The 24,974-nt window shown below is 45.3% G+C and carries 20 protein-coding genes; 14 read left to right on the forward strand and 6 right to left on the reverse strand.

Features of this window, described 5'->3' with window-relative positions; translation table 11 throughout:
- Window positions 1-5: 5 nt before the first annotated feature.
- On the forward strand, window positions 6-2,441 hold the full coding sequence (locus BM100_RS14505) for a bifunctional aspartate kinase/homoserine dehydrogenase II (RefSeq protein WP_092512165.1): 2,436 nt from the start codon (window positions 6-8) through the stop codon (window positions 2,439-2,441).
- A gap of 411 nt (window positions 2,442-2,852) precedes the next feature.
- On the forward strand, window positions 2,853-5,489 hold the full coding sequence (gene ppc, locus BM100_RS14510; protein ID WP_139216967.1) for a phosphoenolpyruvate carboxylase: 2,637 nt from the start codon (window positions 2,853-2,855) through the stop codon (window positions 5,487-5,489).
- A 121-nt stretch (window positions 5,490-5,610) separates the two neighbouring features.
- Here the strand turns inward: ppc and BM100_RS14515 are convergent, their stop codons facing one another.
- Window positions 5,611-6,498, reverse strand: coding sequence for a LysR family transcriptional regulator (locus BM100_RS14515; RefSeq protein ID WP_092512169.1), 888 nt, complete (start codon window positions 6,496-6,498; stop codon window positions 5,611-5,613).
- A 95-nt stretch (window positions 6,499-6,593) separates the two neighbouring features.
- On the opposite strand from BM100_RS14515, the gene BM100_RS14520 reads away from it, so the two are divergent.
- Both BM100_RS14520 and BM100_RS14525 read left to right on the forward strand, forming a co-directional pair.
- Complete coding sequence (locus BM100_RS14520; RefSeq protein WP_092512171.1) at window positions 6,594-7,946, forward strand: MFS transporter; 1,353 nt, start codon at window positions 6,594-6,596, stop codon at window positions 7,944-7,946.
- Window positions 7,943-8,347: a hypothetical protein gene (locus BM100_RS14525; protein ID WP_092512173.1), complete on the forward strand. Its 405-nt coding sequence runs from the start codon at window positions 7,943-7,945 to the stop codon at window positions 8,345-8,347. Before BM100_RS14520 ends, BM100_RS14525 begins: the two co-directional genes overlap by 4 nt.
- Window positions 8,348-8,914: 567 nt before the next feature.
- On the opposite strand, the gene metF is transcribed toward BM100_RS14525, so the two are convergent.
- Window positions 8,915-9,802 (reverse strand): methylenetetrahydrofolate reductase, encoded by an 888-nt coding sequence (gene metF, locus BM100_RS14530; RefSeq protein ID WP_092512175.1) that lies wholly within the window; start codon window positions 9,800-9,802, stop codon window positions 8,915-8,917.
- A 384-nt stretch (window positions 9,803-10,186) separates the two neighbouring features.
- On the opposite strand from metF, the gene BM100_RS14535 reads away from it, so the two are divergent.
- A complete protein-coding gene (locus BM100_RS14535) occupies window positions 10,187-10,945 on the forward strand; it encodes a DUF3800 domain-containing protein (RefSeq protein WP_092512177.1) in 759 nt (252 codons plus the stop codon).
- 155 nt (window positions 10,946-11,100) lie between these two features.
- Here the strand turns inward: BM100_RS14535 and argE are convergent, their stop codons facing one another.
- A complete protein-coding gene (argE, locus tag BM100_RS14540) occupies window positions 11,101-12,258 on the reverse strand; it encodes an acetylornithine deacetylase (protein ID WP_092512179.1) in 1,158 nt (385 codons plus the stop codon).
- A gap of 139 nt (window positions 12,259-12,397) precedes the next feature.
- On the opposite strand from argE, the gene argC reads away from it, so the two are divergent.
- The 5 genes from argC to oxyR all read left to right on the forward strand — a co-directional run bounded on the left by argC (window position 12,398) and on the right by oxyR (window position 17,975).
- A complete protein-coding gene (gene argC / locus BM100_RS14545) occupies window positions 12,398-13,402 on the forward strand; it encodes an N-acetyl-gamma-glutamyl-phosphate reductase (protein WP_092512181.1) in 1,005 nt (334 codons plus the stop codon).
- A gap of 84 nt (window positions 13,403-13,486) precedes the next feature.
- Window positions 13,487-14,260, forward strand: coding sequence for an acetylglutamate kinase (argB, locus tag BM100_RS14550; protein ID WP_092512183.1), 774 nt, complete (start codon window positions 13,487-13,489; stop codon window positions 14,258-14,260).
- An 18-nt stretch (window positions 14,261-14,278) separates the two neighbouring features.
- A complete protein-coding gene (locus BM100_RS14555; protein WP_092512185.1) occupies window positions 14,279-15,490 on the forward strand; it encodes an argininosuccinate synthase in 1,212 nt (403 codons plus the stop codon).
- A 63-nt stretch (window positions 15,491-15,553) separates the two neighbouring features.
- Window positions 15,554-16,927: an argininosuccinate lyase gene (gene argH, locus BM100_RS14560; RefSeq protein ID WP_092512187.1), complete on the forward strand. Its 1,374-nt coding sequence runs from the start codon at window positions 15,554-15,556 to the stop codon at window positions 16,925-16,927.
- A 130-nt stretch (window positions 16,928-17,057) separates the two neighbouring features.
- Window positions 17,058-17,975, forward strand: coding sequence for a DNA-binding transcriptional regulator OxyR (gene oxyR, locus BM100_RS14565; protein ID WP_092512189.1), 918 nt, complete (start codon window positions 17,058-17,060; stop codon window positions 17,973-17,975).
- Here the strand turns inward: oxyR and sthA are convergent.
- A complete protein-coding gene (sthA, locus tag BM100_RS14570; RefSeq protein WP_092512191.1) occupies window positions 17,967-19,364 on the reverse strand; it encodes a Si-specific NAD(P)(+) transhydrogenase in 1,398 nt (465 codons plus the stop codon). The genes oxyR and sthA overlap by 9 nt on opposite strands.
- A 206-nt stretch (window positions 19,365-19,570) precedes the next feature.
- Between sthA and fabR the strand changes: the two genes are divergently transcribed.
- Together fabR and BM100_RS14580 are read left to right on the forward strand one after the other, a co-directional pair.
- Window positions 19,571-20,233, forward strand: a complete 663-nt coding sequence (fabR, locus tag BM100_RS14575) for an HTH-type transcriptional repressor FabR (RefSeq protein WP_092512193.1) — start codon at window positions 19,571-19,573, stop codon at window positions 20,231-20,233.
- A 21-nt stretch (window positions 20,234-20,254) separates the two neighbouring features.
- A complete protein-coding gene (locus BM100_RS14580) occupies window positions 20,255-20,632 on the forward strand; it encodes a YijD family membrane protein (protein ID WP_092512195.1) in 378 nt (125 codons plus the stop codon).
- Between the two features lie 75 nt (window positions 20,633-20,707).
- On the opposite strand, the gene trmA is transcribed toward BM100_RS14580, so the two are convergent.
- Window positions 20,708-21,811 (reverse strand): tRNA (uridine(54)-C5)-methyltransferase TrmA, encoded by a 1,104-nt coding sequence (trmA, locus tag BM100_RS14585; protein WP_092512197.1) that lies wholly within the window; start codon window positions 21,809-21,811, stop codon window positions 20,708-20,710.
- A gap of 200 nt (window positions 21,812-22,011) precedes the next feature.
- Between trmA and btuB the strand changes: the two genes are divergently transcribed.
- Together btuB and murI are read left to right on the forward strand one after the other, a co-directional pair.
- Window positions 22,012-23,850: a TonB-dependent vitamin B12 receptor BtuB gene (gene btuB / locus BM100_RS14590; protein ID WP_092512199.1), complete on the forward strand. Its 1,839-nt coding sequence runs from the start codon at window positions 22,012-22,014 to the stop codon at window positions 23,848-23,850.
- The gene (murI, locus tag BM100_RS14595; protein WP_092512201.1) at window positions 23,795-24,676 is read left to right on the forward strand and encodes a glutamate racemase; all 882 of its coding nucleotides are present in this window, start codon (window positions 23,795-23,797) and stop codon (window positions 24,674-24,676) included. The genes btuB and murI overlap by 56 nt, the downstream gene beginning before the upstream one ends.
- 72 nt (window positions 24,677-24,748) lie before the next feature.
- Here the strand turns inward: murI and BM100_RS23415 are convergent.
- Window positions 24,749-24,974: hypothetical protein (locus BM100_RS23415; RefSeq protein ID WP_217648207.1), on the reverse strand; the 226-nt coding region annotated here is incomplete at its 5' end.

The following is a 24,974-nucleotide window of genomic DNA, read 5'->3' on the forward strand; positions in this document are numbered from 1 at the left end:
TAATCATGAGTGCACTGGCAACAATAGGGGCGGAATCTGGCCGCCAGTTACATAAATTTGGCGGCAGCAGCTTGGCTGATGTGAAATGTTATCAGCGAGTCGCGGACATTATGGCGAACTATAGCCAACCGGGTGATTTGATGGTGGTATCAGCGGCGGGTAGCACAACCAATCAACTTATTGACTGGTTGAAACTGAGCCAAAGTGACCGGATATCGGCCCACCAGATACAACAATCACTGCGTCGCTATCAGCAAGAACTGATCCGCGGTTTGTTGCCAGAGTTAGTTGCAGAAGAGTTGGTCGCAAAATTTATTGCTGATCTGGAAAGATTGAGTGCATTGTTGGATAAACCCGTTACAGATATTACATATGCAGAAGTGGTTGGGCACGGTGAAGTCTGGTCTGCCCGCCTGATGTCGGCAGTCTTGGAGCACCGTGGGATTCCGAGTGCATGGCTGGATGCCCGCCAATTCCTGTGTGCGGAGCGCGCAGCACAGCCACAAGTTGATGTCAGCTTGTCCCAGCCTCTGCTCAGTCAGTTATTGATCCAAAATCCCGGCAAACGGCTGGTTGTTACCGGTTTTATTTCCAGCAATAAAAAGGGTGAAACGGTATTGCTGGGACGTAATGGCAGCGATTACTCGGCGACTCAGGTTGGTGCTCTGGCTGGTGCCAAGAAAGTGACGATTTGGAGTGATGTGGCGGGCGTTTACAGTGCTGACCCGCGCAAAGTCAAAGATGCGTGCCTGCTGCCATTGCTGCGTTTAGATGAAGCCAGCGAATTGGCTCGGTTGGCGGCGCCGGTGCTTCATACCCGGACATTGCAGCCTGTTTCCATCAGCGATATTGATCTGCAATTGCGTTGCAGTTATCAACCGGAGCAAGGTTCGACCCGCATTGAGCGAGTGCTGGCGACAGGAACGGGCGCAAAAATCGTTACCAGCCATGATGATGTCTGTCTGATTGAATTACATGTTTCCTCATCCCATGATTTCAAAAAGAGTTACAAGGACATTGATTCATTGCTGAAACGGGCACAAGTTCGGCCTCTGGCTACTGGGCTGCATGCGGATTGTAACCTTATCCAGCTTTGTTATACCTCGGAGCTTGTGAACAGCGCCCTTGATGTTTTGCAGGATGCGTCATTGCCCGGAAAACTTTCATTGCGTGAAGGCTTGGCGTTGGTCGCTTTGGTCGGGGCGGGTGTCTGTAAAAACCCGTTGCATAGCCACCGTTTTTATCAGCAACTTAAAGACCAGCCCGTCGAATTTATCTGGCATGCTGAAGATGGCATCAGCCTTGTGGCTGTCTTGCGTATCAGCCAAACTTCGCATGTGATCCAAGGGTTGCACCAGAGCTTGTTCCGGGCGGAAAAGCGCATTGGCTTGGTGCTGTTTGGTAAAGGAAACATCGGTTCACGTTGGTTGGAATTGTTTGCCCGCGAACAGAAGAATATTTCCGCCCGCAGTGATTTTGAATTTATTTTGGCGGGGGTTGTGGACAGCCGCCGGAGCTTGCTCAACTATCAGGGGATTGATGCTAGCCGGGCATTGGCATTTTTTGATGATGATGCAACAGAGCATGCTGAAGATGACCTGTTTTTATGGATGAGGGCGCATCCTTATGATGATTTGATCGTATTGGATGTAACGGCAAGTGAAGAGCTGGCTAAAGATTATATCGATTTCGCCAGTTATGGTTTTCACGTTATCAGCGCCAACAAAGTGGCAGGCTCTTCTGACAGCAATACATACCGCATGATCCGCGATGCTTTTGCGAAAACAGGGCGTCATTGGTTATACAATGCCACCGTTGGTGCGGGGTTGCCGGTCAACTATTCCGTCAGAGATTTGCGGGAAAGCGGAGATACCATTTTATCCATCAGTGGGATTTTTTCCGGAACACTATCGTGGCTATTCTTGCAGTTCGATGGTTCGGTGCCTTTCAGTGATTTGGTTGAACAAGCATGGCAACAAGGGTTGACGGAGCCTGATCCACGAATTGATCTTTCCGGTCAGGATGTCATGCGTAAGCTGGTGATATTGGCGCGCGAAGCGGGGTATGAAATAGAGCCAGACCAAGTGCGCGTTGAATCGTTGGTGCCGAAAGAGGCGCAGCTTGGTTCAATTGAAGAATTTTTTGAAAACAGCACGGCAATCAATGCACAGATGCTCCAGCGGTTGGAAGCCGCCCGTGAAATGGGCATGGTGCTGCGTTATGTGGCTCGTTTTGATGCCAGTGGCAAAGCCAAGATAGGTGTGGAAGCGGTACATAGTGAACATCCATTATCTGCATTACTGCCGGGAGATAATGTCTTTGCCATAGAAAGTCGTTGGTATCGCGACAATCCTCTGGTGATCCGTGGCCCCGGGGCCGGACGAGATGTGACAGCAGGCGCTATCCAATCGGATCTCAATCGGCTGTCACAACTCCTGTAAGTGGCATTTTATAGATAAAAATCGGGGTGGGGATACCGTATCCCTGCCCAGACCCGCAAAGTCATACCCGAAATCGGATACCTAAAAGCAGATATTCGAAAATAAGCTGCCCAGCTAATCATTGCGGGCAGTTTTTATCATCATCCAACCAAGCAAAAAACGTCTTATTATTCTTTTTATTGCGTCCGGGCAAGGCAAGCCATCGGATTATCCTTTAAAAATGGATCTTGACTAAATTTCATAAAATCCGCCCAAATTGTTTATTTTCTGATATGAATAGAGTGTCAAAGGTAGACAAAATAACGTCCCTTCTTTTGGCAGGCACAGTTTTGACAGACACAGGGTAGACGCCGATTTTGCCAATGATTTGGTGAAATGGGAGACATACAGCAACACAAGGCCAGGAACCACATGAATCAACAATATTCCGCAATGCGAAGTAATGTCAGTATGCTCGGTAAGTTGCTGGGCGACACCATCAAAGAGGCTTTAGGAGAAAACATTCTTGATAAAGTTGAAACGATCAGGAAGCTATCCAAATCATCCCGCGCAGGTAACGAAGCTCACCGCCAGCAGCTTTTATCAACATTGGAAAACTTATCCAACGATGAACTGCTGCCGGTTGCCCGTGCCTTTAACCAATTTTTAAATTTGGCCAATGTTGCTGAACAATATCACAGCATTTCGCCCCACGGAGAAGCCGCGAGCAATCCGGTCGCATTGGCGGCATTGTTTGACCGCCTTAAAGGTCAGCAATTCAATAACGATGATCTAGTTAAAGCCGTTAGTGAGTTATCGATTGAACTGGTGCTGACAGCCCATCCAACAGAAATTGCCCGCCGCACTTTGATCCATAAATTGGTTGAAGTGAATGGCTGCCTTGCGCAACTGGATCACGATGATTTAGCCGATTATGAACGCAATAACATCATGCGTCGTTTACGCCAGTTAATAGCCCAGTCATGGCATACCGATGAAATCCGCAAAATTCGCCCAACACCCATTGATGAAGCAAAGTGGGGATTTGCGGTTGTCGAAAATAGCCTGTGGGAAGGTGTTCCGGCATTTTTGCGTGAATTTAATGAACAATTGGAAGAATCCATTAGTTATAGTTTGCCGGTGGATGCGGTACCCATTCGTTTCACTTCTTGGATGGGCGGAGATCGTGACGGCAATCCGAATGTGACCGCAGAAATTACCCGCCATGTTCTGTTGCTCAGTCGTTGGAAAGCCGCTGATCTCTTCCTGAAAGATATTCAAATTTTAGTTTCTGAACTCTCTATGTCGGAGTGTACCCCAGAACTGCGCCAAATGGCGGGAGGCGATCATGTCTTGGAGCCTTACCGTCAAATTGCCAAGCAACTGCGAACTCAATTAATCAATACGTTGGACTATCTGGAAAGACGTCTTAAAGGTGAACAGGTTTTACCGCCTGCGGATTTATTACTGCACAACGAACAATTATGGCAGCCGCTGTATGCCTGTTATCAATCTCTGAAAAAGTGCGGCATGGAGATTATCGCAAACGGACAATTGCTGGACACTTTGCGGCGCATTCGTTGCTTTGGCTTGTCTCTGGTGCGTATCGATATTCGGCAGGAAAGCACCCGCCATACGGATGCGATTGCCGAACTGACGCAATACTTGGAACTGGGTGATTATGCAAGTTGGCCGGAAGCTGCCAAGCAGGTATTTCTGCTACAGGAATTGAACTCCAAACGTCCCCTCGCACCACGTGATTGGCAGCCAAGCGCAGAAACCCAAGAGGTTTTTGAAACCTGCAAAGTCATTGCAGAATCACCACCGGATGCAATTGCAGCGTATGTGATTTCCATGGCGAAAGTGCCTTCTGACGTGTTGGCGGTGAAATTATTGCTGAAAGAAGCGGGATGCTCTTTATCATTGCCGGTTGCTCCCTTGTTTGAAACGCTCGATGACCTGAATAATGCAGAAAGCGTGATTAGGCAATTGCTGGGAATTACATGGTATCGCGATCTGATTCAGGACAAACAAATGGTGATGATTGGTTATTCTGACTCAGCTAAGGATGCCGGCGTGATGGCGGCTTCATGGGCGCAATATCGGGCGCAGGATGCCTTGATCAAAGTCTGTGAACAGGAAGGCGTGACATTGACTTTGTTCCACGGGCGCGGCGGTACGATTGGGCGCGGTGGGGCGCCTGCGCACTCCGCGCTGCTTTCCCAGCCGCCGGGCAGTCTGAAAGGGGGATTGCGTGTCACCGAACAAGGAGAAATGATCCGCTTCAAATTTGGTTTGCCACAGGTAACGATTAGCAGTTTGGCGTTGTATGCCAGCGCCATTCTGGAAGCAAATTTATTGCCTCCTCCGGAGCCAAAACCAGAATGGCATCAGGTCATGGATACACTGTCAGATGTTTCCTGCGACATGTACCGTGACTATGTCCGCGAACAGCCAGAATTTGTGCCTTACTTCCGGGCGGCGACGCCAGAACAAGAATTGGCAAAATTGCCGTTGGGTTCGCGACCAGCTAAACGCCGTCCAACGGGCGGTGTTGAAAGCCTGCGAGCTATTCCGTGGATATTCGCGTGGACACAAAATCGCCTGATGCTGCCAGCATGGCTGGGGGCTGGCGCGGCACTGCAACAGGTGATTGATGAAGGTAAGTTGCCGGTATTGACTGATATGTGCCGTGATTGGCCATTCTTCAATACGCGCATTGCCATGCTGGAGATGGTATTTGCCAAAGCCGATCTCTGGCTGGCGGAATATTATGACCAGCGGCTGGTTGATCCGAAACTCTGGCCATTGGGGTTAAAACTGCGCAACCAATTGGCGGAAGATATTAAAACGGTGCTGGCAATCTCACAGGATGAGCAATTGATGGCCGATTTGCCATGGATTGCGGAGTCCATCGCACTGCGTAACGTCTATACCGATCCATTAAATGTGCTGCAAGCGGAATTGTTGCAGCGTTCCCGCCAGCAGGAAACTCCTGAGCCTTATCTCGAACAGGCCCTGATGGTAACGATTGCCGGTGTTGCGGCAGGCATGCGCAATACGGGTTAATGTTGTTTTTGTAGATTAATGAAAAATGAATGATAGCTGAATGATAAAAGCCGAACAGTTTCCTGTTCGGCTTTTATGCTTGGTTATATCTGGTTGGATTATTGAGTTTCATGCTTGTGTGTCAGATGGTCAGATTTTCCAGCAAATAATCGATAAATACGCGGCTTTTATGCTGCAATTGGGTGTTATTGGCAAATATGGCAGAGACATCTTGTCGCGGTAATTGATATTCGGGAAACAGTTCCACCAAAGCACCGGATGCTAGATCCTTCTCTATTATCCAGTCAGGCAAAACGGTGACTCCAAGCGCTGATATCGCCAGAAAACGAATGGCAGAGGGGACATTGGATGTGTACTTGGTTTTCCCACGAATATTTAGAGCTGGCGCGTTAGGATGTTTAAGCTCCCATTGTGTCGGGTTGGTCAGGTTACTGTTTGCAATCCAATTTACGTTATTTAGATCTTTTGGTGTGGTAATCGGATTTTGCTCAAGCCAAGCTGGCGCTGCGACCAGCTTTATACCATAGCTTGTTAATCGACGGCTTTTCAGTGAGGAATCACTGAGAGTTCCCAGCCGAATCGCCAGATCTATCTTCTCGGTAATTAAATTATTCAATGAAGAATCAGCGAAATAACTGATGTCGAGCTGGGGATGGAGGATACAGAATCGGCTAATTAGGGGGAGAAGATATTTTTCACCAAATTCGGCGGTGGAAGTAATGCGCAATCGACCTGTCAGTGAATTATGCCGTTCAGTCACATTATCGAAGGCATTTTGAATGTTATCAAATATCGCTTTGAAGTCCTGATAAAATTCCTTTCCCGCTTCGGTTAATGCAAGGCCACGTGTATTGCGTATCAATAATGGCACATTCAACGCTTCTTCAAGTGCTTTTACATGAATACTGGCAACGGCTTTACTGATGAAAAGGCGTTCTGCTGCGCGAGTAAAAGAACCGCACTCTACTACAGCAAGGAAAGTTTGTATGCGATTAAGGTGGGGGTGCATTTTAATTGTCAAATTTAATGAAATTCAGTGTTTAAAATAGATTGATAGACGCGGTGAGTCAACAGAATCTAGACTCCATCAATGGAGGAGAAACAATGACTTATCGCTATCGTATCGTATTGATATTTTTGTTGGGCTTTTTTATCGACTGTATCAATATTTTCATGTCAGCTATCGCGCTGCCGGATATTGCCAAGCAAATGACAGTGTCTGAATCTTACGTTTCGTGGGTTGCAAACAGTTATATTTTGGGATTAACACTGATCATTCCTATCAGTAGCTGGTTGGCAGAACGCTTCGGTACACGGCAGATTATGACTCTCTCCATGTTACTTTTTTCTATTGCCGCCTGCTTTTCTGGTTTAGCGGAGAATTTTTACAGTCTAGTGCTATGGCGTTTTGTGCAAGGATTGGGGGGCGGATTACTGATCCCTGTGGGGCAGGCACTGACTTTTGGCCTGTTTAAACAACATGAACGAGCAAAAATCTCGGCATTAATCATGGGAGTCGCACTGATTGCTCCGGCATTTTCTCCGGGCTTGGGCGGCGTGATTGTCGATAACTATAGCTGGCGATGGATATTCTTGTGCAATGTTCCTTTTAGCTTGCTTGCGTCGTTACTTTCGTTCATTTGGTTGCGAAATGATGAAAAAATTCTTGCCCGCAAACCCGATCTCAAGGGGCTGTTATTAGTCAGTTTGAGCTTAGTGTTTCTGCTGCTCGGCCTTTCTACCTATGCGGATGCCGAAGTTAAATGGCTGCCAATAGCTATTGCCATTTTCGGAGGCTTATTTGCCCTATTTTACCTGCGACATTGCCGCTATGTACAAAACACCATTCTGGATCTAACGGTCATGGCGAATACACGCATGCGCTTTCCGGTATGGATTTATCACGCAGTACCGGGCGTATTTACCGGGGTTAACTTACTGAATATTTTTTATTTACAGCATAAATTGAATTGGTCGGCAGAAAAAACAGGCTCTCTGATGTTCCTGTATGCAATGGGTTCATTGGGGGCAATTTTGTTTTGTGGGCGCATGTATAACCGTTTAGGGGCATATCGTTTATTTTTTTGCGGCTTGATTATTCATGCCATTGGAATTGTTCTCTTGGCGACGGTTAATCATAGCGATGATTTGTTCAGCTTAGTGGCTGCTTATTTATTGATGGGAGTGGGTGGTGGGATTTGCGCCAATACAGCACAGACAACGGCATTGATGGATTTTACCGATGAACAATTATCTCGCGCCAGTGTGGTCTGGAATCTTAATCGCCAAATGTCATTCAGTGTCGGTGCCGCGTTATTCATGATGATTTTTAATTTATTGCAGCAAAATTTTATTGATACCCATGCGTATCACCTCACTTTTGTTCTTGCTGCGATATTTAACCTACTGCCATTAGCCAGATTGAATCAATTGAAAAAACAGGTGGAGAAAAGATGAGTAAAGAACAAGAGTTAACGGCTTATCACAGCGTATTCGAACTTTCCCAATGGATTGAAGATGTTTTCACCAATCAACAGCAGAAAGGATCTGAGGCTCTGGAAAAATTACTGAATAGTTTTACCCCAGATTTCGCTATGATTACGACGGCAGGGCAATATGTCACTTTAGAGCAAGTAAAAGAGATGTTTAACCTTAACGCGGGTGCCCGAGCAGGACTAAAAATTGAGATTGATGAATGTAAGGTGATGACATCAAACGATGAGGAAGTTGTCTTACGTTACCGTGAAAAACAAACCAAAGACGGGGTTTCCCATAACCGTTGGTCGATGGTGATTATTTCATGCATTGATGGATATCCTCGTTGGCGTTATTTGCATGAAACGGCCATTGCAGAATAAGGTGCTTATTCTATTACTCATGGCACCAGCCTTGGTTTTTTTACCCGTTTGAGCCGAATAGGGAACTATTCGGTTTTTCATTTTTTATCCATTCAACATTTCTAACTCATTCAAAAAAAGGTATGCCCCAATTTATATAAATATTTTTTATGGTAATAAAGAAAGCCTGGCAGGCATTCATCATTCCCTAAGCAAAAGATAATGGATATATCTGCCGACATTTTAAATGGTTGTACTCAGCCACTTAGTTTATGCCGCATCTTCAAATTCATTGGGTATAGGACCGGGATAATGAACAGAAATTATTGGAACCTATTTCTACTTAAAGCTGTTGCAATATTCAAATCTATCAATGAAAGGGATTGGGCAGCATGATGCCAAGATGATCTTTGCAGCTCGTGGGGTAGGAAAAAAAGTTACTGAATGAAAATCATATCGGTTATGGCCTTTCATCGAATAAAAACACATAGTGGATATTGATGTAACGGTTTGATGGCCTTGGTGCAGATGTTATTGGCATAAAGCCGAACTGTCATTCCGTCCGGCTTTTGGGGTTAATTGATGTCATTATACTGGGCGAACCCCCAATGTATGACAGATGGCATAGCTCAATTCAGCCCGATTCAGGGTATAAAAATGAAAATCTTTCACGCCCTCTCGACTGAGAATTTTCACCATATCCATGGCAATTGATGCACCCACTAAGTTGCGGCTTTCCGGATCATCATCCAGCCCTTCAAACATTCTGGTCATCCAACTGGGAATGCGGACGTTAGTGATTGTGGCAAATCGCTGTAACTGGCGGAAGTTCGAGACAGGCAAAATTCCCGGCACGATTTCTACATCAATTCCCGTTGCGACACAGCGATCGCGAAAACGCAGATAACTTTCCACATCAAAAAAGAATTGGGTAATGGCGCGATTGGCACCCGCATCAATTTTGCGTTTTAAATTGATAAGGTCGGATTGGGCACTTTTCGCTTCGGGATGCACTTCCGGATAAGCGGCAACTGAAATATCAAAATCCGCCTCTTTTTTTAATAGTTCAACTAAATCAGCCCCATACATTTCTGGTTTATCACAATTATTAGGTAAATCGCCGCGCAATGCCACGATATGGCGAATGCCACTGTGCCAATAATCATGGGCGATATCGCGCAGTTCTTCGCGGCTGGCATCAATGCAAGTCAAATGAGGTGCTGCATCAAGGCCAGTCTTTTCTTTGATTCCCTTGATAATGCTGTGGGTGCGATTACGTTCGCCGGAGTTGGCGCCATAAGTCACGGAAACAAATTTAGGTTTCAGCTTGCTTAAACGATCAATGGATTTCCACAGGGTGTTTTCCATTTCCACCGTGCTGGGTGGAAAAAATTCAAACGAAACTCGAATTTGTCCTTCAAGCTCTGCCAAATTCTGGTTCAGCGCTTCTCGCTGATTAGCGTGAAAAAAACTCATACCCTGTACCCTCTCGATCAAGCGGCGTTTTTTATCATATCCGCCCATATTTAGATGTTTAAGTGCTTATATGTCTATACGTTTAGACGTCCAAATAGAATGGGTTAAGCAGGATTTTTAGTCAATCTAGAAATGGCTTATTACCGATGAGGAATATTCAAAGTGATCGTGAAAGAAATTCATGCTGGGGGATGGTTTGTATTTAACGCCGTGTGAATGCAGAACAATCAAGGTTTATATGATTGGATGATATTTATACTAGTGTATAGTGCTGTGAGAAATAAGAATGATTTTCACTAGATAGACAAAAACCAAAGCAAGGCAGGCAAAGATATGGATGGTTCTGGGAATTAATTCACTCACTCACTCACAGAGGGATGAGAAATGAGTAAAGGTTTTAGTGATTTTGTAGTGTATGTTGATGAAAGTGGTGATCATGGTTTAGTACAGCTTGATAAAAATTATCCTGTGTTCGTTTTAGCTTTTTGTATTTTTTACAAAGAACATTATCTTTCGAAAGTTGTGCCAAAGTTACAGAGAATTAAATTTGATTATTTTGGTCATGACCTTGTGATTCTTCATGAACACGAAATTCGTAAAGAAAAAGGAGATTTTACAATTTTTAAAAATAGAGAAGAAAAGAATCAGTTTTTAGCGCGGCTTAGCACTTTTATCAATGAAAGTAACTTCATATTGTCATCATGTGTGATTGAAAAACATAAACTGAACGTCCACAAAGATGAGATTCAGAATCCATATCATATTGCATTACGCTATTGTTTGGAGACTTTGTATGATTTTGTAGTAGAAAAGGGGCAACAGGAGCGTGAAACACACGTTATTGTGGAACAACGAGGTGCTAAAGAAGACAGGGAGCTTGAGCTAGAGTTTTTTCGAATTTGTAGTGGAGAAAATAAGTACCACAAAGAATTACCTTTTAAGATTAGGATGGCAGCAAAAGCAAGCAATTCCTCTGGCTTACAGCTTGCTGACTTAGTTGTTAGACCTATTGGCAGGTACGTTTTGAAACCAGAACAATCTAACCAAGCATTCGCCATCTTGGAGAAAAAATTCTTTTGTGTAGGCGGGAGGAATACTGTTGGAATGAATTATAAGCAGCGGGGATTAAAAATATTTCCTTAGCTCTAAATAGCGAAAAACCCCGATGCACTCACCGAGGTTATAACGCCGACCGGGCACTCCCAATCCATTTATGGTACTAATTATGAGCGTTTTTGGAAGAAAGTCAAATAGCCACTTGATGATTAGGTGAGCTATGGTTTTTGATTTATAGCACTTTAACCCGCTTCCAAACAAAAATGCTCCACAAGTTGTGAAAGCAGCGTTCTTGTCGGTTCAATAAATGCCATATCTAAAAATTCATCGGGCTGATGCGCTTGCGTAATCGATCCTGGCCCCAAAACCAATGTTGGGCACAATTCTTGAATAAAAGGCGCTTCCGTACAGTAATTGACGGTATCTGCTTTTGTTCCCAACAATTTTTCAATGACACCAACCAGCTCGTGATTTGTTGGGCATTCATAACCCGGTATTGGAGGATGCAGTTCGGTGACGTTTAAATGCCCCGGCCAGCGTTGTTTGACGGGTTCCAGTGCTTCATCCAGCAATCCGTTCAAATCCTGCAAGGTCAGTCCCGGCAACGGGCGGATATCCATATGCAGTTCGCAGCAGGCGCAGATGCGATTCACTGCATCCCCGCCGTGAATATGACCGAAATTCATGGTGGGATAAGGAATAACAAAAGCCGGGTTGTGATAGCGTTCCTGCAATGTATTGCGCAATTCTATCAAATGAGTGATGGATTCGTGCATCAAGTCGATGGCATTGATACCCCGTGCAGGATCACTGGAATGCCCTGATTTTCCTTCAATACGGATAGCTTGAGCAATATGCCCTTTATGGGCACGGATAGGTTGTAACGAGGTAGGTTCACCAATGATGGCGAAATCAGGCCGGATATGGGTATTGGCAGCGAAATAACGTGCGCCGGCCATTGATGTTTCTTCGTCAGCAGTCGCAAGAATATAAAGGGGGTGGGTCAGTTTACTGGCATCAATATCCCGCAGGGCATCAACAATAAAGGCAAAGAACCCTTTCATATCTGCAGTGCCGAGGCCATATAACTTGCCATCACGCTCGGTAAGTGTAAATGGATCTTGTGTCCAGCGATTAGCATCAAAAGGGACAGTATCTGTATGACCGCAAAGCAATAATCCACCTGAACCACTGCCTAATGTTGCCAATAAATTGAATTTTCCCCGGGTTTCAGGGACAGGTTGAATTTCGATGGAAAAACCAATCTCTTTTAACCATTCAGCCAGCAGATTAATCACAATTTCATTACTTTGATCTAATTCAACATCTGTCGCACTGATAGAAGGTGCTGCAATGAGTTGATGATATAACTGCATAAATGACGGTAATTTAATGTTCACGGTTGACAGCCCTTCCTTATAATGATATGAATATAAATTCACTAAATGTGAATCAATATTCACTTATGTTACTGTTTAACACAATCTTATTTGGATAATTAATTTATTCGAATAATTAATAGTAAGGTGCATAGTTTCCATGTTGAAGACACTCGTCGTTGGTGCCAGTGGTTATACCGGAGCAGAGTTAGCAGCATATCTACAACGTCATCCTTATGTCCATCTTTCTGGTTTGATGGTCTCTTCCCAAAGTTTAGATGAAGGGAAACGTTTTTCAGAACTTTATCCGCAGTATAAGGGGTTGGTTGATTTGCCCCTACAACCAATGACGGATGTGCCTAAGGCTGCAAATGGAATTGATGTGGTGTTCCTCGCCACAGATCATAAAGTTAGCCACGATATTGCACCGATATTTCTGGAATCGGGTTGTATCGTCTTCGATTTATCTGGAGCCTATCGTGTACAAAATACACAGTTCTATGAAAAATACTACGGATTTGAGCATAAAAATTCCGAGTGGCTAGAACAAGCGGTATATGGGTTGGCGGAGTGGCAGGCGGAGAAAATCAAACAAGCACGTTTGATTGCGGTTCCCGGCTGCTATCCCACAGTTTCCCAGCTTTCTTTAAAGCCGTTGCTTGAACAGAATTTATTGGATACAGAGCATTGGCCCGTCATTAATGCGGTCAGCGGGGTCAGCGGTGCCGGAAGAAAGGCATCAATCACCAATAGCTTTTGTGAAGTCAGTTTGCAGCCCTACGGTGTGTTTAACCATCGCCATCATCCTGAAATTGTCACCCACTTAGGTACAGATGTGATTTTTACGCCCCATTTAGGCAATTTTGCCCGCGGCATTCTTGCCACAATCACCTGTAAATTGAAATCTGGCGTGACAGAAGAACAAATCAAGGCGGCTTATCAGCAGGCATACCACGATAAGCCGCTGATTCGCTTGTACGACAAAGGGGTTCCTGCGCTGAAAGCTGTTGTGGGTTTGCCATTTTGCGATATTGGTTTTGTTGTTCAGGGGCAACATCTGGTCATTGTCGGGGCTGAGGATAATCTACTGAAAGGTGCGGCAGCACAGGCCGTGCAGTGCATGAATATTCGTTTTGGCTATGAGGAAACTCAGGCTCTACTTTGATCTTGAATGCGTTAATTCCAAAGCGTGAAGTTTCCGACAACCGTTATTTCTAACAAAAGTTAGTACTGGCAGAGGATAAATCCGATGGTCCCGTTAGTTATCAAGTTGGGTGGTGTGTTGTTAGACAGTGAAGAAGCATTGGAACGGTTATTTTCCACATTGCAATTATACCGGAAAAACCATAAGCGCCCGTTGCTCCTTGTGCACGGTGGAGGCTGCTTGGTCGATGATTTAATGCAGAGATTGCAGCTACCGATTTCAAAGAAACAGGGGCTGAGGGTTACGCCAGAAGATCAAATCGACATCATTGCTGGCACATTGGCTGGAACCGCTAACAAGACACTGCTGGCGTGCTCAACTAAGTTTCGTTTACCCGGGATTGGATTATGTCTTGGGGATGGTGGAATTGCGAAGGTGACTCAACTTGGTAAGGAGTTCGGCCATACCGGAAAGGCCGAGCCGGGTAAACCTGATCTTCTGAAACTTCTGTTGGACGTGGGTTACATACCGATTGTTAGTTCAATTGGTATCACCGAGCAAGGTGAATTAATGAATGTGAATGCCGATCAAGCGGCAACCGCCATTGCTCAGGTATTAAATGCCGACTTGGTATTTTTATCTGATGTCAGCGGCATTTTGGATGGAAAAGGTCAAAAAATCCCAGAGGCCACCACAGAAAAAATAGAGCAACTCATTGCGCAGGGCATCATTACCGACGGCATGATAGTGAAAGTCTATGCCGCATTGGATGCTGCAAAATCGCTTGGGCAGCCTGTTGATATTGCGAGTTGGCGATATGCGGATCAATTGATTGCGTTATTTAATGGCATACCCGTTGGCACCCGGATCTCGGCGTAAATTTATAAGGTTAACTCTATGACTAAAAAGATTAAAAAAATCGTTCTGGCCTATTCAGGTGGTTTGGATACATCCGCAATTATTCCATGGTTAAAAGAGCATTACGATAATTGTGATGTTATCGCATTTGTGGCCGATGTCGGCCAAAGTCGCGAAGATTTGGAAGGGGTGGAGCAGAAAGCATTGCGCTCTGGTGCCTCTGAGTGCCACGTTGTCGATCTGCGTGAAGAGTTCATCAAAGAGTACGTCTATCCGGTATTGAAAACTGGCGCACTATATGAAGGCAGTTATTTGCTTGGTACGTCAATGGCTCGCCCAATCATTGCCAAGGCACAGGTTGAATTGGCCCTGAAAGTGGGTGCAGATGCACTTGCCCATGGCGCAACCGGTAAAGGCAATGATCAGGTTCGGTTTGAAAGCACTTATACCGCGCTGGCTCCTCATCTGAAGGTTGTGGCTCCGTGGCGGGAATGGGATCTGCGTTCCCGTGAGGCGTTGCTGGATTATTTGAAAGTCCGTGACATTCCCACAACGGCAACGTTGGAGAAAATCTATAGCCGTGACGAAAATGCATGGCACATTTCAACCGAGGGGGGCGTGCTGGAAAGCACTTGGAATGCGGCCAATAAAGATTGTTGGGTGTGGACAGCAGAGCCAGAAGAGGCTCCCGATGAGCCAGAATATGTCACGGTGACGGTTGAACAAGGTGAAGTGGTTGGTGTGAATGGTCAGGTATTTTCACCGTATCAATGCCTGAATGAATTGAATCAGTTGGGTGCCAAGCATGGTATTGGTCGGATTGATATCGTAGAAAACCGGTTGGTTGGCATGAAATCCCGTGGTTGTTATGAAACGCCGGGGGGCACCATCATGATGGAAGCATTGCGTGGAATTGAACAACTGGTTTTGGATCGCGATAGCTTTAAATGGCGTCAACAACTGGGGCTGGAAATGTCTTACGTCGTTTATGACGGGCGTTGGTTTGCGCCATTGCGCCGGTCAATTCAAGCGGCGGCAGAAATCTTGGCTGCCAACGTCAGCGGCGACGTTATCCTGAAACTTTACAAAGGGCAGGTGACAGCAGTACAGAAAAAATCGCTTCATAGCCTCTATTCTGAAGAGTTTGCGACTTTCGGAGAGGACGAAGTTTACGATCACAGCCATGCAGAAGGGTTTATCCGTCTCTATTCGCTTTCTTCACGCATTCGTGCACTGAACAGCAAAAAGTAATTTTTAGCATCAATAACAGCAGATAGATGACCGTAAACAGATAGAGAAAACAGGAAAGATATTATGGCACTTTGGGGCGGACGTTTCAGTCAGGCAGCCGATCAACGGTTTAAACAATTCAATGACTCACTGCGGTTTGATTACCGCTTGGCGGAGCAGGATATTATCGGCTCGATAGCATGGTCAAAGGCACTGGTCACAGTAGAAGTCTTAACGTCTGAAGATCAGCAGAAACTGGAACTGGCGTTGAACGAGTTGCTCGATGAAGTTAGCGCCAACCCCGAGGCCATATTGCAAAGCGATGCGGAAGATATTCACAGTTGGGTAGAAGGGCAACTTATTGCAAAAGTAGGGGATTTAGGGAAAAGACTCCATACGGGGCGCAGTCGTAATGATCAGGTCGCGACTGACTTGAAGTTATGGTGTAAAGAGCAAATCACTTATATCCAGCAAGGAATTGTTGAACTGCAACAAGCGTTGGTGCTCACGGCTGAAAATAACCAGCATGCAGTGATGCCGGGTTATACCCATTTGCAACGTGCTCAACCTATTACTTTTGCCCATTGGTGCCTGGCTTATGCGGAAATGTTGGCCCGTGATGGAAGCCGCTTGCAAGATACGCTGAAACGGCTGGATACCAGCCCGCTGGGATGTGGGGCGCTGGCCGGCACTGCTTATGACATTGATAGGGAACAACTGGCGTCATGGCTTGGTTTTGCCTCAGCAACCAATAATAGTTTGGATAGTGTTTCTGATCGCGATCATGTTCTGGAACTTCTGTCAGGCGCGAGTATTAGCATGATCCACTTGTCTCGTTTTGCTGAAGATCTCATTTTCTTCAATAGCGGGGAAGCTGGTTTTGTCGAATTGTCCGATAGAGTGACTTCCGGCTCTTCCTTGATGCCACAGAAGAAAAACCCTGATGCGTTGGAGTTGATCCGTGGAAAATGCGGCCGGGTACAAGGGGCTTTGACAGGAATGATGATGACGCTGAAGGGGCTTCCTCTCGCCTACAATAAAGATATGCAGGAAGATAAAGAGGGGCTGTTTGATGCGTTGGATACGTGGCTGGATTGCCTGCACATGGCTGCTTTGGTCTTGGATGGCATTCAAGTTAAAAGCGCCCGTTGTGAAGAGGCGGCCAAACAAGGATATGCTAATGCGACTGAATTGGCGGATTATTTAGTGGCACGTGGAGTACCGTTCCGTGAAGCGCACCATATCGTCGGTGAAGTTGTCGTAACAGCCATTGAGAAAGGAAAAGCATTGGAGGAACTTTCTCTATTTGAATTACAGAAATTCAGTGATGTTATTTCAGTAGATGTTTATGACATTTTATCGCTGAAGTCTTGTCTGGATAAGCGTCAGGCAAAAGGCGGAGTCGCGGGGGAGCAAGTGAAACAAGCGATCGCTCAGGCTAAGCAGCGCATTAAGTGAACATGAAGTGAAAAATGTCAATAATCACAAGCGGTTGATAGTTTTTTATCCTCATGGATATAATGGTTTATTGGTCAATACTATTATTGATATCAAAAAATATCATTGATACCAAATACTGAGGTTGGGAATGAATATCCGCGATCTGGAATACCTTGTGTCACTTGCTGAATTTCGGCACTTTCGCCGGGCTGCTGATGCTTGCCACGTCAGTCAGCCGACGCTGAGTGGGCAAATCCGTAAATTGGAAGATGAATTGGGCGTGATGTTACTGGAACGTACTAGCCGCAAGGTATTATTCACCCAACAGGGCATGTTGTTGGTGGATCAGGCCAAAACGGTTTTGCGGGAAGTGAAGGTGTTGCAGGAAATGGCTTCACTTCAAGGCGAAAGCATGTCCGGGCCATTACATATCGGCCTGATTCCAACCATAGGGCCTTATCTCCTGCCACTTATCATTCCTGAACTGCATAAATTGTTCCCCAAATTAGAAATGTATCTGCATGAAGCTCAAACCCAATATTTGTTGGCCCAGCTTGATAGCGGAAAGCTTGATTGTGCCATTCTGGCTCAAGTGAAAGAAACGGAAGCGTTTATTGAAGTGCCGCTTTTTGATGAACCCATGAGATTGGCTATCTATGAAGAGCATAAATGGGCAGAGCGAACGCAAATCAAGATGGAAGAGCTTTCCGGCGAAAAGTTATTGATGCTGGAAGATGGGCACTGTTTGCGGGATCAGGCAATGGGGTTTTGTTTTCAGGCAGGGGCGAAAGAAGATACGCATTTCAGAGCGACCAGTTTGGAAACGCTGCGCAATATGGTGGCGGCTGGTAGTGGCATTACATTGCTGCCAGAATTATCGGTTCCAAATGAGAGCAAGCGTGATGGCGTTTGCTATCTGAAATGTTTTGAACCAGAACCCAGCCGTTCTATTATATTGGTTTATCGTCCCGGCTCACCTCTGCGTGGTCGCTATGAGCAATTGGCAGAGGCAATCAGGGCAAAAATGGGTACTTATTTTGAGGCTCTCAGAGAAACATCAAAATAGCCTATTTAACCCATTAAGTGCTGCAACACGGTAGGCTTCTGCCATGGTTGGATAGTTGAAGGTCGTATTAACGAAATATTCGATATTATTGCCTTCACCTTTTTGTTCCATGATGGCCTGGCCGATATGGATAATTTCCGCAGCGCGTTCGCCAAAGCAGTGGATACCTAAAATCTGCTTTGTTTCACGGTGGAACAGGATCTTGATGCTGCCGACATTCAAACCTGAAATCTGCGCCCTTGCCAAGTGCTTGAATTGGGCGCGTCCTACCTCATAAGGAATTTTCATTGAAGTCAGTTGTTGTTCGGTTTTCCCCACTGAACTGATTTCAGGAATGGTATAAATCCCTGTAGGTATATCTTCCACCAGATGAAAGTTAGCATTGCCTGTTGTGATAGCTTTGGCGGCAATACGCCCCTGATCATAGGCAGCAGAAGCCAGACTTGGGTAGCCAATGACATCGCCAACTGCGTAGATGTTTTCATTACTGGTTTGGTAAACACGGTTTACTTTCAGTAAGCCGCGGCTGTCTGCTTCCAGACCAACATTTTCCAAACCCAATGTATCGGTATTACCAGTCCGCCCATTTGCATATAACAGGCAATCAGCTTTCACTTTTTTACCGGATTTCAGGTGAACAATCACGCCATCATCAACACCTTCTATCTTTTCATATTCTTCGTTGTGGCGGATGACAGTGCCACTATTCCAGAAATGGTAAGACAAAGCGTCAGACATCTCTTGATCAAGGAAAGACAGCAGATGGTCTCGGGTATTGATCAAATCGACTTTAACGCCCAATCCCCGGAAGATAGATGCGTATTCGCAACCAATTACCCCAGCACCATAAATAATCACATGGTGTGGTTCATGCTCCAATTGCAGGATGGTATCGCTGTTATAAATGCGGGAGTGAGAAAAATCGACATCAGGAGGGGTGTATGGGCGGGAGCCGGTGGCAATGATTATCTTGTCTGCACTCAAGACCTCAACGCTGTCGTCGGCATAACGCACACTGACCCGATGTTCATCAATAAATGTCGCTTCACCAGCAAACATTCGACACCGGTTACGTTCATAAAACCCTTGGCGCATTTTGGTCTGCTGATTGATAACAACTTCAGCATGGCTAAGGATTTCAGAAAATGAGGAGCGAAGGATGCGGGAGTTATCACTGTAGAGGGGGTTTTGATTAAATTCTATAATACGACTAACGGCATGGCGGAGGGCTTTCGACGGAATTGTGCCCCAATGGGTACACCCGCCACCGACGTTATTGTAACGTTCTATAACTGCAACGTTTTTACCTTGTTTTACCAACCCCATTGCTGCTCCTTCCCCCCCGGGACCAGAGCCAATCACAATGGCATCAAAATGAGTATATTGCATAGAGGACAGACCTGTTTTTACACAAAATAACAACTCTATCTTAACATTACTTAGTGTAATAACCCAATCAACATGAGGTTTTTATCTCATTGTTTAACGATAAAACCGAAATGCGCTGAATAATATCTTTAAGAGAACAATCACAGCAAACTTAGCAGAATCTGTTATATTTGCTCCAATATAGAGCCGGATAGATCAGGATTGTTGTGAGTAACGTAACAGGCGTTAGAGCAAAGCAAAAAGAAAAAACTCGTCGCTCTTTGATTGAAGCGGCATTCAGCCAACTTAGCGCTGAACGCAGTTTTACCAGCCTGAGCCTTCGAGAAGTGGCTCGGGAAGCAGGTATCGCGCCGACTTCTTTCTATCGCCATTTTCGAGATGTTGATGAACTGGGGCTGACAATGGTAGATGAAAGCGGCCTGATGTTACGTCAATTAATGCGTCAGGCGCGCCAGCGTATCGCAAAGGGTGGCAGTGTCATCCGTACTTCTGTTTCTACCTTCATGGAATTCATCGGCAATAATCCCAACGCATTTCGGTTGTTGCTGCGTGAACGTTCTGGTACATCGGCTGAATTTCGTGCAGCAGTCGCACGGGAAATCCAACATTTTATTGCCGAGCTGGCAGACTATCTCGAGCAAGCAAGCCATATGCCGCGTCATTTTACCGAAATACAGGCCGAGGCGATGGTGACAATTGTATTTAGTGCTGGTGCTGAAGCGCTTGATATTGATGAGGAAAAAAGACGCCGCCTAGAAGAGCGTTTAGTTTTACAACTCCGGATGATTTCCAAAGGCGCTTATTATTGGTATCGTCGTGAGCAAGAAAAAAATATTGTCCCTAAAGCGATCCCTAAATCCTCTGAATAATAATGAAAGGAGAATAATACGATGGAACAATACCGCCAAGATAAAAGCACGATGTTGCTGGCTCTTATCGTTGGGTTGGCAACACACGGAACCTTCTCTACGTTTTTCAATTCATATGTCTCTTTTTCCATTTTCCCGATTATCACATTGGCACTCTCTTTGTATTGTCTCCATCAACGTTATTTGAATTATCCAATGGCAGAAGGTTTACCTAAATTGGCCACGGGATGTTTTTTCTTGGGGATGTTTGTATACAGCGCCTTTATTCGGGTGAAACACCCAGAAATTGGCTCGAATATCTTGCCTGTCATCATTGGTACGGTTTTGGTGTTTTGGATTTACCTGAAAGCAAGAGAGCGTAAGAAGCTGGGATTATTCAAATCAGAAAGCCAGAATTGATTATGCTTCGAGAATGATTCATAAAAAAGCGCCACAGAGTTAACCTCGTGGCGCTTTTTTAATTGAACTAGCGGATTAAACTCTTTTTTCCAGCAATACGCCACATTCCATATGGTGGGTATAAGGGAATTGGTCAAAGAGTGCCAGTTTGCTGACCTGATGAGTTTGTGTCAGTGTTTCCAGATTCTGGCAGAGGGTTTCTGGATTACAGGAAATATAAAGAATGCGGGGATAAGCCTGCACCATTTTAACTGTTTCTTCATCCAAGCCGCTGCGTGGCGGATCAACAAAAATGGTTTCGCATTGATAGCTCTTTAAATCGATTCCTTGCAGTCGGTTGAATTCACGCTCACCGTTCATGGCTTGGGTAAATTCTTCCGCTGACATCCGGATAATCTGCACATTATCAATCTGATTGGCTGCAATATTAAATTGCGCAGCGGCAACGGAAGGCTTGGCAATTTCTGTCGCCAATACCCGCTCAAAATTCTGCGCCAGTGCCAGAGAAAAATTACCATTGCCGCAATACAGTTCCAGTAAATCGCCTTTAGAGCCTTTGGTGATATCAATCGCCCATTCCAACATATGAATATTGATGCTGGCGTTGGGTTGCGTGAAACTGTTTTCGACCTGACGATAAATCATCGTTTTGCCTGCAACCGGCAATTCTTCATCTATATGGTCATGATCGAGCATGATTTTGGTTTTGGCAGCGCGGCCGATAAGCTGGACATCAAAACCGTCTGCAATTAATTGATTACGCAGCGCAATAGCGTGTTCGCGCCACTCGTCCCCTAATTTTTTGTGGTAAAGCAGGGAAACAATGATTTTGTTACTGCGGGTGGAAAGGTAATCCGCCTGAAATAACTTGTGGCGTAATACAGGGTTATCTTTTACGCCAGCAATAATTGCCTGCATCATCTTGTTGATGAGCTGATTGGCAACCGGAAATTGTTCAATGCGGATGCGTTGTTTGGTTTGCTGATCAAACATAATATGGTAGAGGTCATCTTCCTCGTGCCAAATACGGAATTCTGCTCGCATTCTGTAATGTGATGCTGGAGAACGGAAAACTTCAGGCTCTGGCGCACTAAATGGGGCCATCATTCCTTTGAGGCGATGGGCCTTCTCCATCAATTGGTCTTCATAATTTTCCGTTGGTAAAGCATTCTGCATCATCTGGTTCTCGTTAGTCGCGTTAAGAAAAGTTTCCGGGTGGCATGAATTTCTGTGCGGCATTTTAAGGCAAGCGGGATGGATGTCCAGTTTTCTGGTGTGTCAGCACTCTTTTTTAATAAGGGCGCGATTCTGGACACTCCATTGGCTTCATCGTAGCATGGCGCTTTGTTGTTAGATGCCATTTTCTCATCATAATTATCATGATAAATAAAAAATATATTCTCTTATCTGCTGCGTCTGTAGCGGCGCTTTCTGGTTGGAGTGTCTCAGCGGCGACTGGCAACCAAGATTTATTGGTTGTGACAGCCAATCGCTTTAAACAACCAGTTTCTTCGGTTTTGGCACCAATGACGGTAATTACTCGTGAAGAGATCGATCATTGGCAATCCAATAGCTTGGCTGATGTCTTGCGTCGCTTGCCTGGTGTTGATATTGCACAATATGGCGGAATGGGGCAGGGCTCGTCTTTATTTATTCGTGGTACGAATTCAAGCCATACACTCGTGCTGGTGGATGGGAGCAGTTTAAATCAGGCAGGCATTATAGGCTCAGCTGACTTCAGTCAGATCCCGATTTCAATGGTGCAAAGAATAGAGTACATCCGTGGTGCACGCTCTGCTGTATATGGTTCTGATGCCATCGGAGGCGTGATTAATATCATTACGAAGCGTGAACAGCCCGGAACAACACTGAATGCGGGGATCGGCTCGAACGGATATCAGAATTATAATGGTTCGACTCAACAGCAATTGGGTGAAGATACTTTATTGACCGCAGCCGGAGGTTATACCTATACCAAAGGGTTTGATGTGATAGTTGATGGTAAAGCGGGAGGATATCGTCAGCCAGATCGTGACGGCTTTATGAGTAAGATGTTGTGGTTGGAAATAGATCATAAAATAAATGAGCAAATGAGAGGATTTGCTCGGACTTATGGGTTTAATAACCGAACTGATTATGATGCTGGATGGATTGGCGGGACTGATACTCGTGAACTGTTCAGCCGTACCTACGATGCCGGGCTTCAATTCAATCAAGGTAGTTACTCTTCCCAGCTGATCGCCAGCTATAGCCATGTGAAAGATTATAATCACGCGCCTGACCACGGGCGTTATGGTAAAAGTACCAGTCTGAGTAATTCCAAACAATATAATGTTCAATGGGGAAACTTATGGCAAGTTGGTCATGGTGCGATCAGCAGTGGTATTGATTGGAAGAGGATCTCGGTTACTGCGAATTCTAATTTTATTCCAGTGAAAAAGGATGTGGACAACACAGGCTTATATTTAACCGCCCAGCAGAAAATTAATGATTTCACGCTGGAAGGGGCTGTGCGCTCAGACCACCATTCTGAATATGATTGGAATACAACCGAACAAGTAGGGGGAAGCTGGGAATTCATGGAGGGTTATCGTTTCATTGCTTCTTATGGAACGGCATTTAAGGCCCCAACACTCGGGCAATTATATGGCTTGGGGGCTAACCCAGCGCTGAAACCAGAAAAGAGTAAACAGTGGGAAGCCGGTATTGAAGGACTCACTGGAACATTGAGCTGGCGCTTGTCTGTTTATCGTAATGATATAGAACAGCTAATAAATTATGCCAATGACCGCTATGGAAATATTGGTAAGGCGAAAATTAAAGGTGTTGAATGGACGGGAACAATGGACACCGGCATATTCCAACATCAATTAACACTACAGTATGTTGATCCACGCAATGGCTATAATCAACCGCTAACCCGCAGAGCGAAACAACAAGTTAAATATCAATTAGATTGGGAGGCGTTCAAGGTTGATTGGGGGATAACTTACCAATACATAGGCCAGCGCTATGATGAAGACTTCAATGTCATGCCTTCGAAAATAATGAAAGTAGGAGGAGTCAGTTTGTGGGATATCAATGCCTCATATCCAATCACTAACCGCCTTACAATTCGTGCTAAAATAGCTAATCTGTTTGATAAAAATTATGAGACAGCCTATGGCTATCGTACCCCAGGAAGAGAATACTACCTTACAGGCAGTTACAACTTCTGATTTGTACAAGACCTCCAATTTAAACAAGACCGCCCGTCCGACGATTCTGGTTTTTGATTCTGGTGTGGGTGGCTTATCTGTCTATAAAGAGATTCGGCAACTCTTGCCGGATCTCCACTATATATATGCTTTCGATAATGCCGCATTCCCTTACGGCGAAAAGACAGCTGAAGTCATTATCGAAAGAGTGGTTCAAGTTGTTGATGGTATCCAGCAAAAACATCCTTTGGCTGCTGTGGTTATTGCTTGCAATACCGCCAGCACAGTCAGTTTACCAGCTCTGCGCGAGCGTTTTTCTTTCCCTGTCGTTGGTGTAGTGCCTGCAATAAAGCCCGCAGCCAAGTTGAGCTGTAACCGCGTGGTTGGATTATTGGCGACACGCGCAACGGTGAATCGGGACTATACCAAAGAATTAATTGCCCGGTTTGCAGTGGATTGCCAGGTACATTCGATAGGTTCTGCTGAATTGGTGGAGTTAGCTGAGAGGAAGTTGCACGGAGAGGACATTCCTTTGCAAGAGCTGGAAAGGATATTGAAACCTTGGTTAAGAATGAAAGAGCCACCGGATACTGTCATTTTGGGTTGCACTCATTTCCCTTTGATAGCAGAAGAACTGTCAAAAGTGTTGCCGGATGGCACAAGATTGATTGATTCAGGGGCTGCAATTGCTCGTCGAACCGCTTGGTTGATTAAAAATCGGGATAATTTGTTTTTAACAACGGCAGATAATTTAGCGTACTGTACAAAAATGGAACCAGAGAGTGAGGCATTACGTCCCGTTTTACGCGAGTATGGCTTTCAGATGCTGGAAAAACTACCAACTTAAGTGAAATTTGGCGTAATAATAAGCGGTCGGTAATTTTTTTCAAAAAAACTATTGTCACATCCGTAAAACTCCCTATAATGCGCCACCACTGACCGACGCTGAGCTGAAGCAAGCCGCTGAGGGCAGTGAGAGAAAAGCGAAAATAAACGCTTGACTCTCGAGGCGAAAAGCGTAAGATACGCAGCCTCGCAACCCGGAAGAGGCTTCCCGGTTGCCCCGCTCTTTAACAACTGAATCAGACAATCTGTGTGGGCACTCGCAAGACACTATCCAACGCCGAAAGGCGAAAAGATTAAAA

It is taken from the genome of Xenorhabdus mauleonii (genome assembly GCF_900113945.1).
In the GTDB taxonomy this organism is placed as follows: Bacteria; Pseudomonadota; Gammaproteobacteria; order Enterobacterales; family Enterobacteriaceae; genus Xenorhabdus; species Xenorhabdus mauleonii.

What these genes read in the sequence shown, in the direction of transcription:
- BM100_RS14525 (WP_092512173.1), top strand. Translation starts at nt 7,943, where the DNA reads ATGAGTAAAGAACAAGAGTTAACGGCTTATCACAGCGTATTCGAACTT.
- metF (WP_092512175.1), bottom strand. Translation starts at nt 9,802, where the DNA reads ATGAGTTTTTTTCACGCTAATCAGCGAGAAGCGCTGAACCAGAATTTG.
- BM100_RS14580 (WP_092512195.1), top strand. Translation starts at nt 20,255, where the DNA reads ATGGAACAATACCGCCAAGATAAAAGCACGATGTTGCTGGCTCTTATC.
- argC (WP_092512181.1), top strand. Translation starts at nt 12,398, where the DNA reads ATGTTGAAGACACTCGTCGTTGGTGCCAGTGGTTATACCGGAGCAGAG.
- BM100_RS14515 (WP_092512169.1), bottom strand. Translation starts at nt 6,498, where the DNA reads ATGCACCCCCACCTTAATCGCATACAAACTTTCCTTGCTGTAGTAGAG.
- ppc (WP_139216967.1), top strand. Translation starts at nt 2,853, where the DNA reads ATGAATCAACAATATTCCGCAATGCGAAGTAATGTCAGTATGCTCGGT.
- BM100_RS14520 (WP_092512171.1), top strand. Translation starts at nt 6,594, where the DNA reads ATGACTTATCGCTATCGTATCGTATTGATATTTTTGTTGGGCTTTTTT.
- sthA (WP_092512191.1), bottom strand. Translation starts at nt 19,364, where the DNA reads ATGCAATATACTCATTTTGATGCCATTGTGATTGGCTCTGGTCCCGGG.
- murI (WP_092512201.1), top strand. Translation starts at nt 23,795, where the DNA reads ATGGCTATCGTACCCCAGGAAGAGAATACTACCTTACAGGCAGTTACA.
- BM100_RS14535 (WP_092512177.1), top strand. Translation starts at nt 10,187, where the DNA reads ATGAGTAAAGGTTTTAGTGATTTTGTAGTGTATGTTGATGAAAGTGGT.
- BM100_RS14555 (WP_092512185.1), top strand. Translation starts at nt 14,279, where the DNA reads ATGACTAAAAAGATTAAAAAAATCGTTCTGGCCTATTCAGGTGGTTTG.
- oxyR (WP_092512189.1), top strand. Translation starts at nt 17,058, where the DNA reads ATGAATATCCGCGATCTGGAATACCTTGTGTCACTTGCTGAATTTCGG.
- trmA (WP_092512197.1), bottom strand. Translation starts at nt 21,811, where the DNA reads ATGATGCAGAATGCTTTACCAACGGAAAATTATGAAGACCAATTGATG.
- BM100_RS14505 (WP_092512165.1), top strand. Translation starts at nt 6, where the DNA reads ATGAGTGCACTGGCAACAATAGGGGCGGAATCTGGCCGCCAGTTACAT.
- btuB (WP_092512199.1), top strand. Translation starts at nt 22,012, where the DNA reads ATGATAAATAAAAAATATATTCTCTTATCTGCTGCGTCTGTAGCGGCG.
- argB (WP_092512183.1), top strand. Translation starts at nt 13,487, where the DNA reads ATGGTCCCGTTAGTTATCAAGTTGGGTGGTGTGTTGTTAGACAGTGAA.
- argH (WP_092512187.1), top strand. Translation starts at nt 15,554, where the DNA reads ATGGCACTTTGGGGCGGACGTTTCAGTCAGGCAGCCGATCAACGGTTT.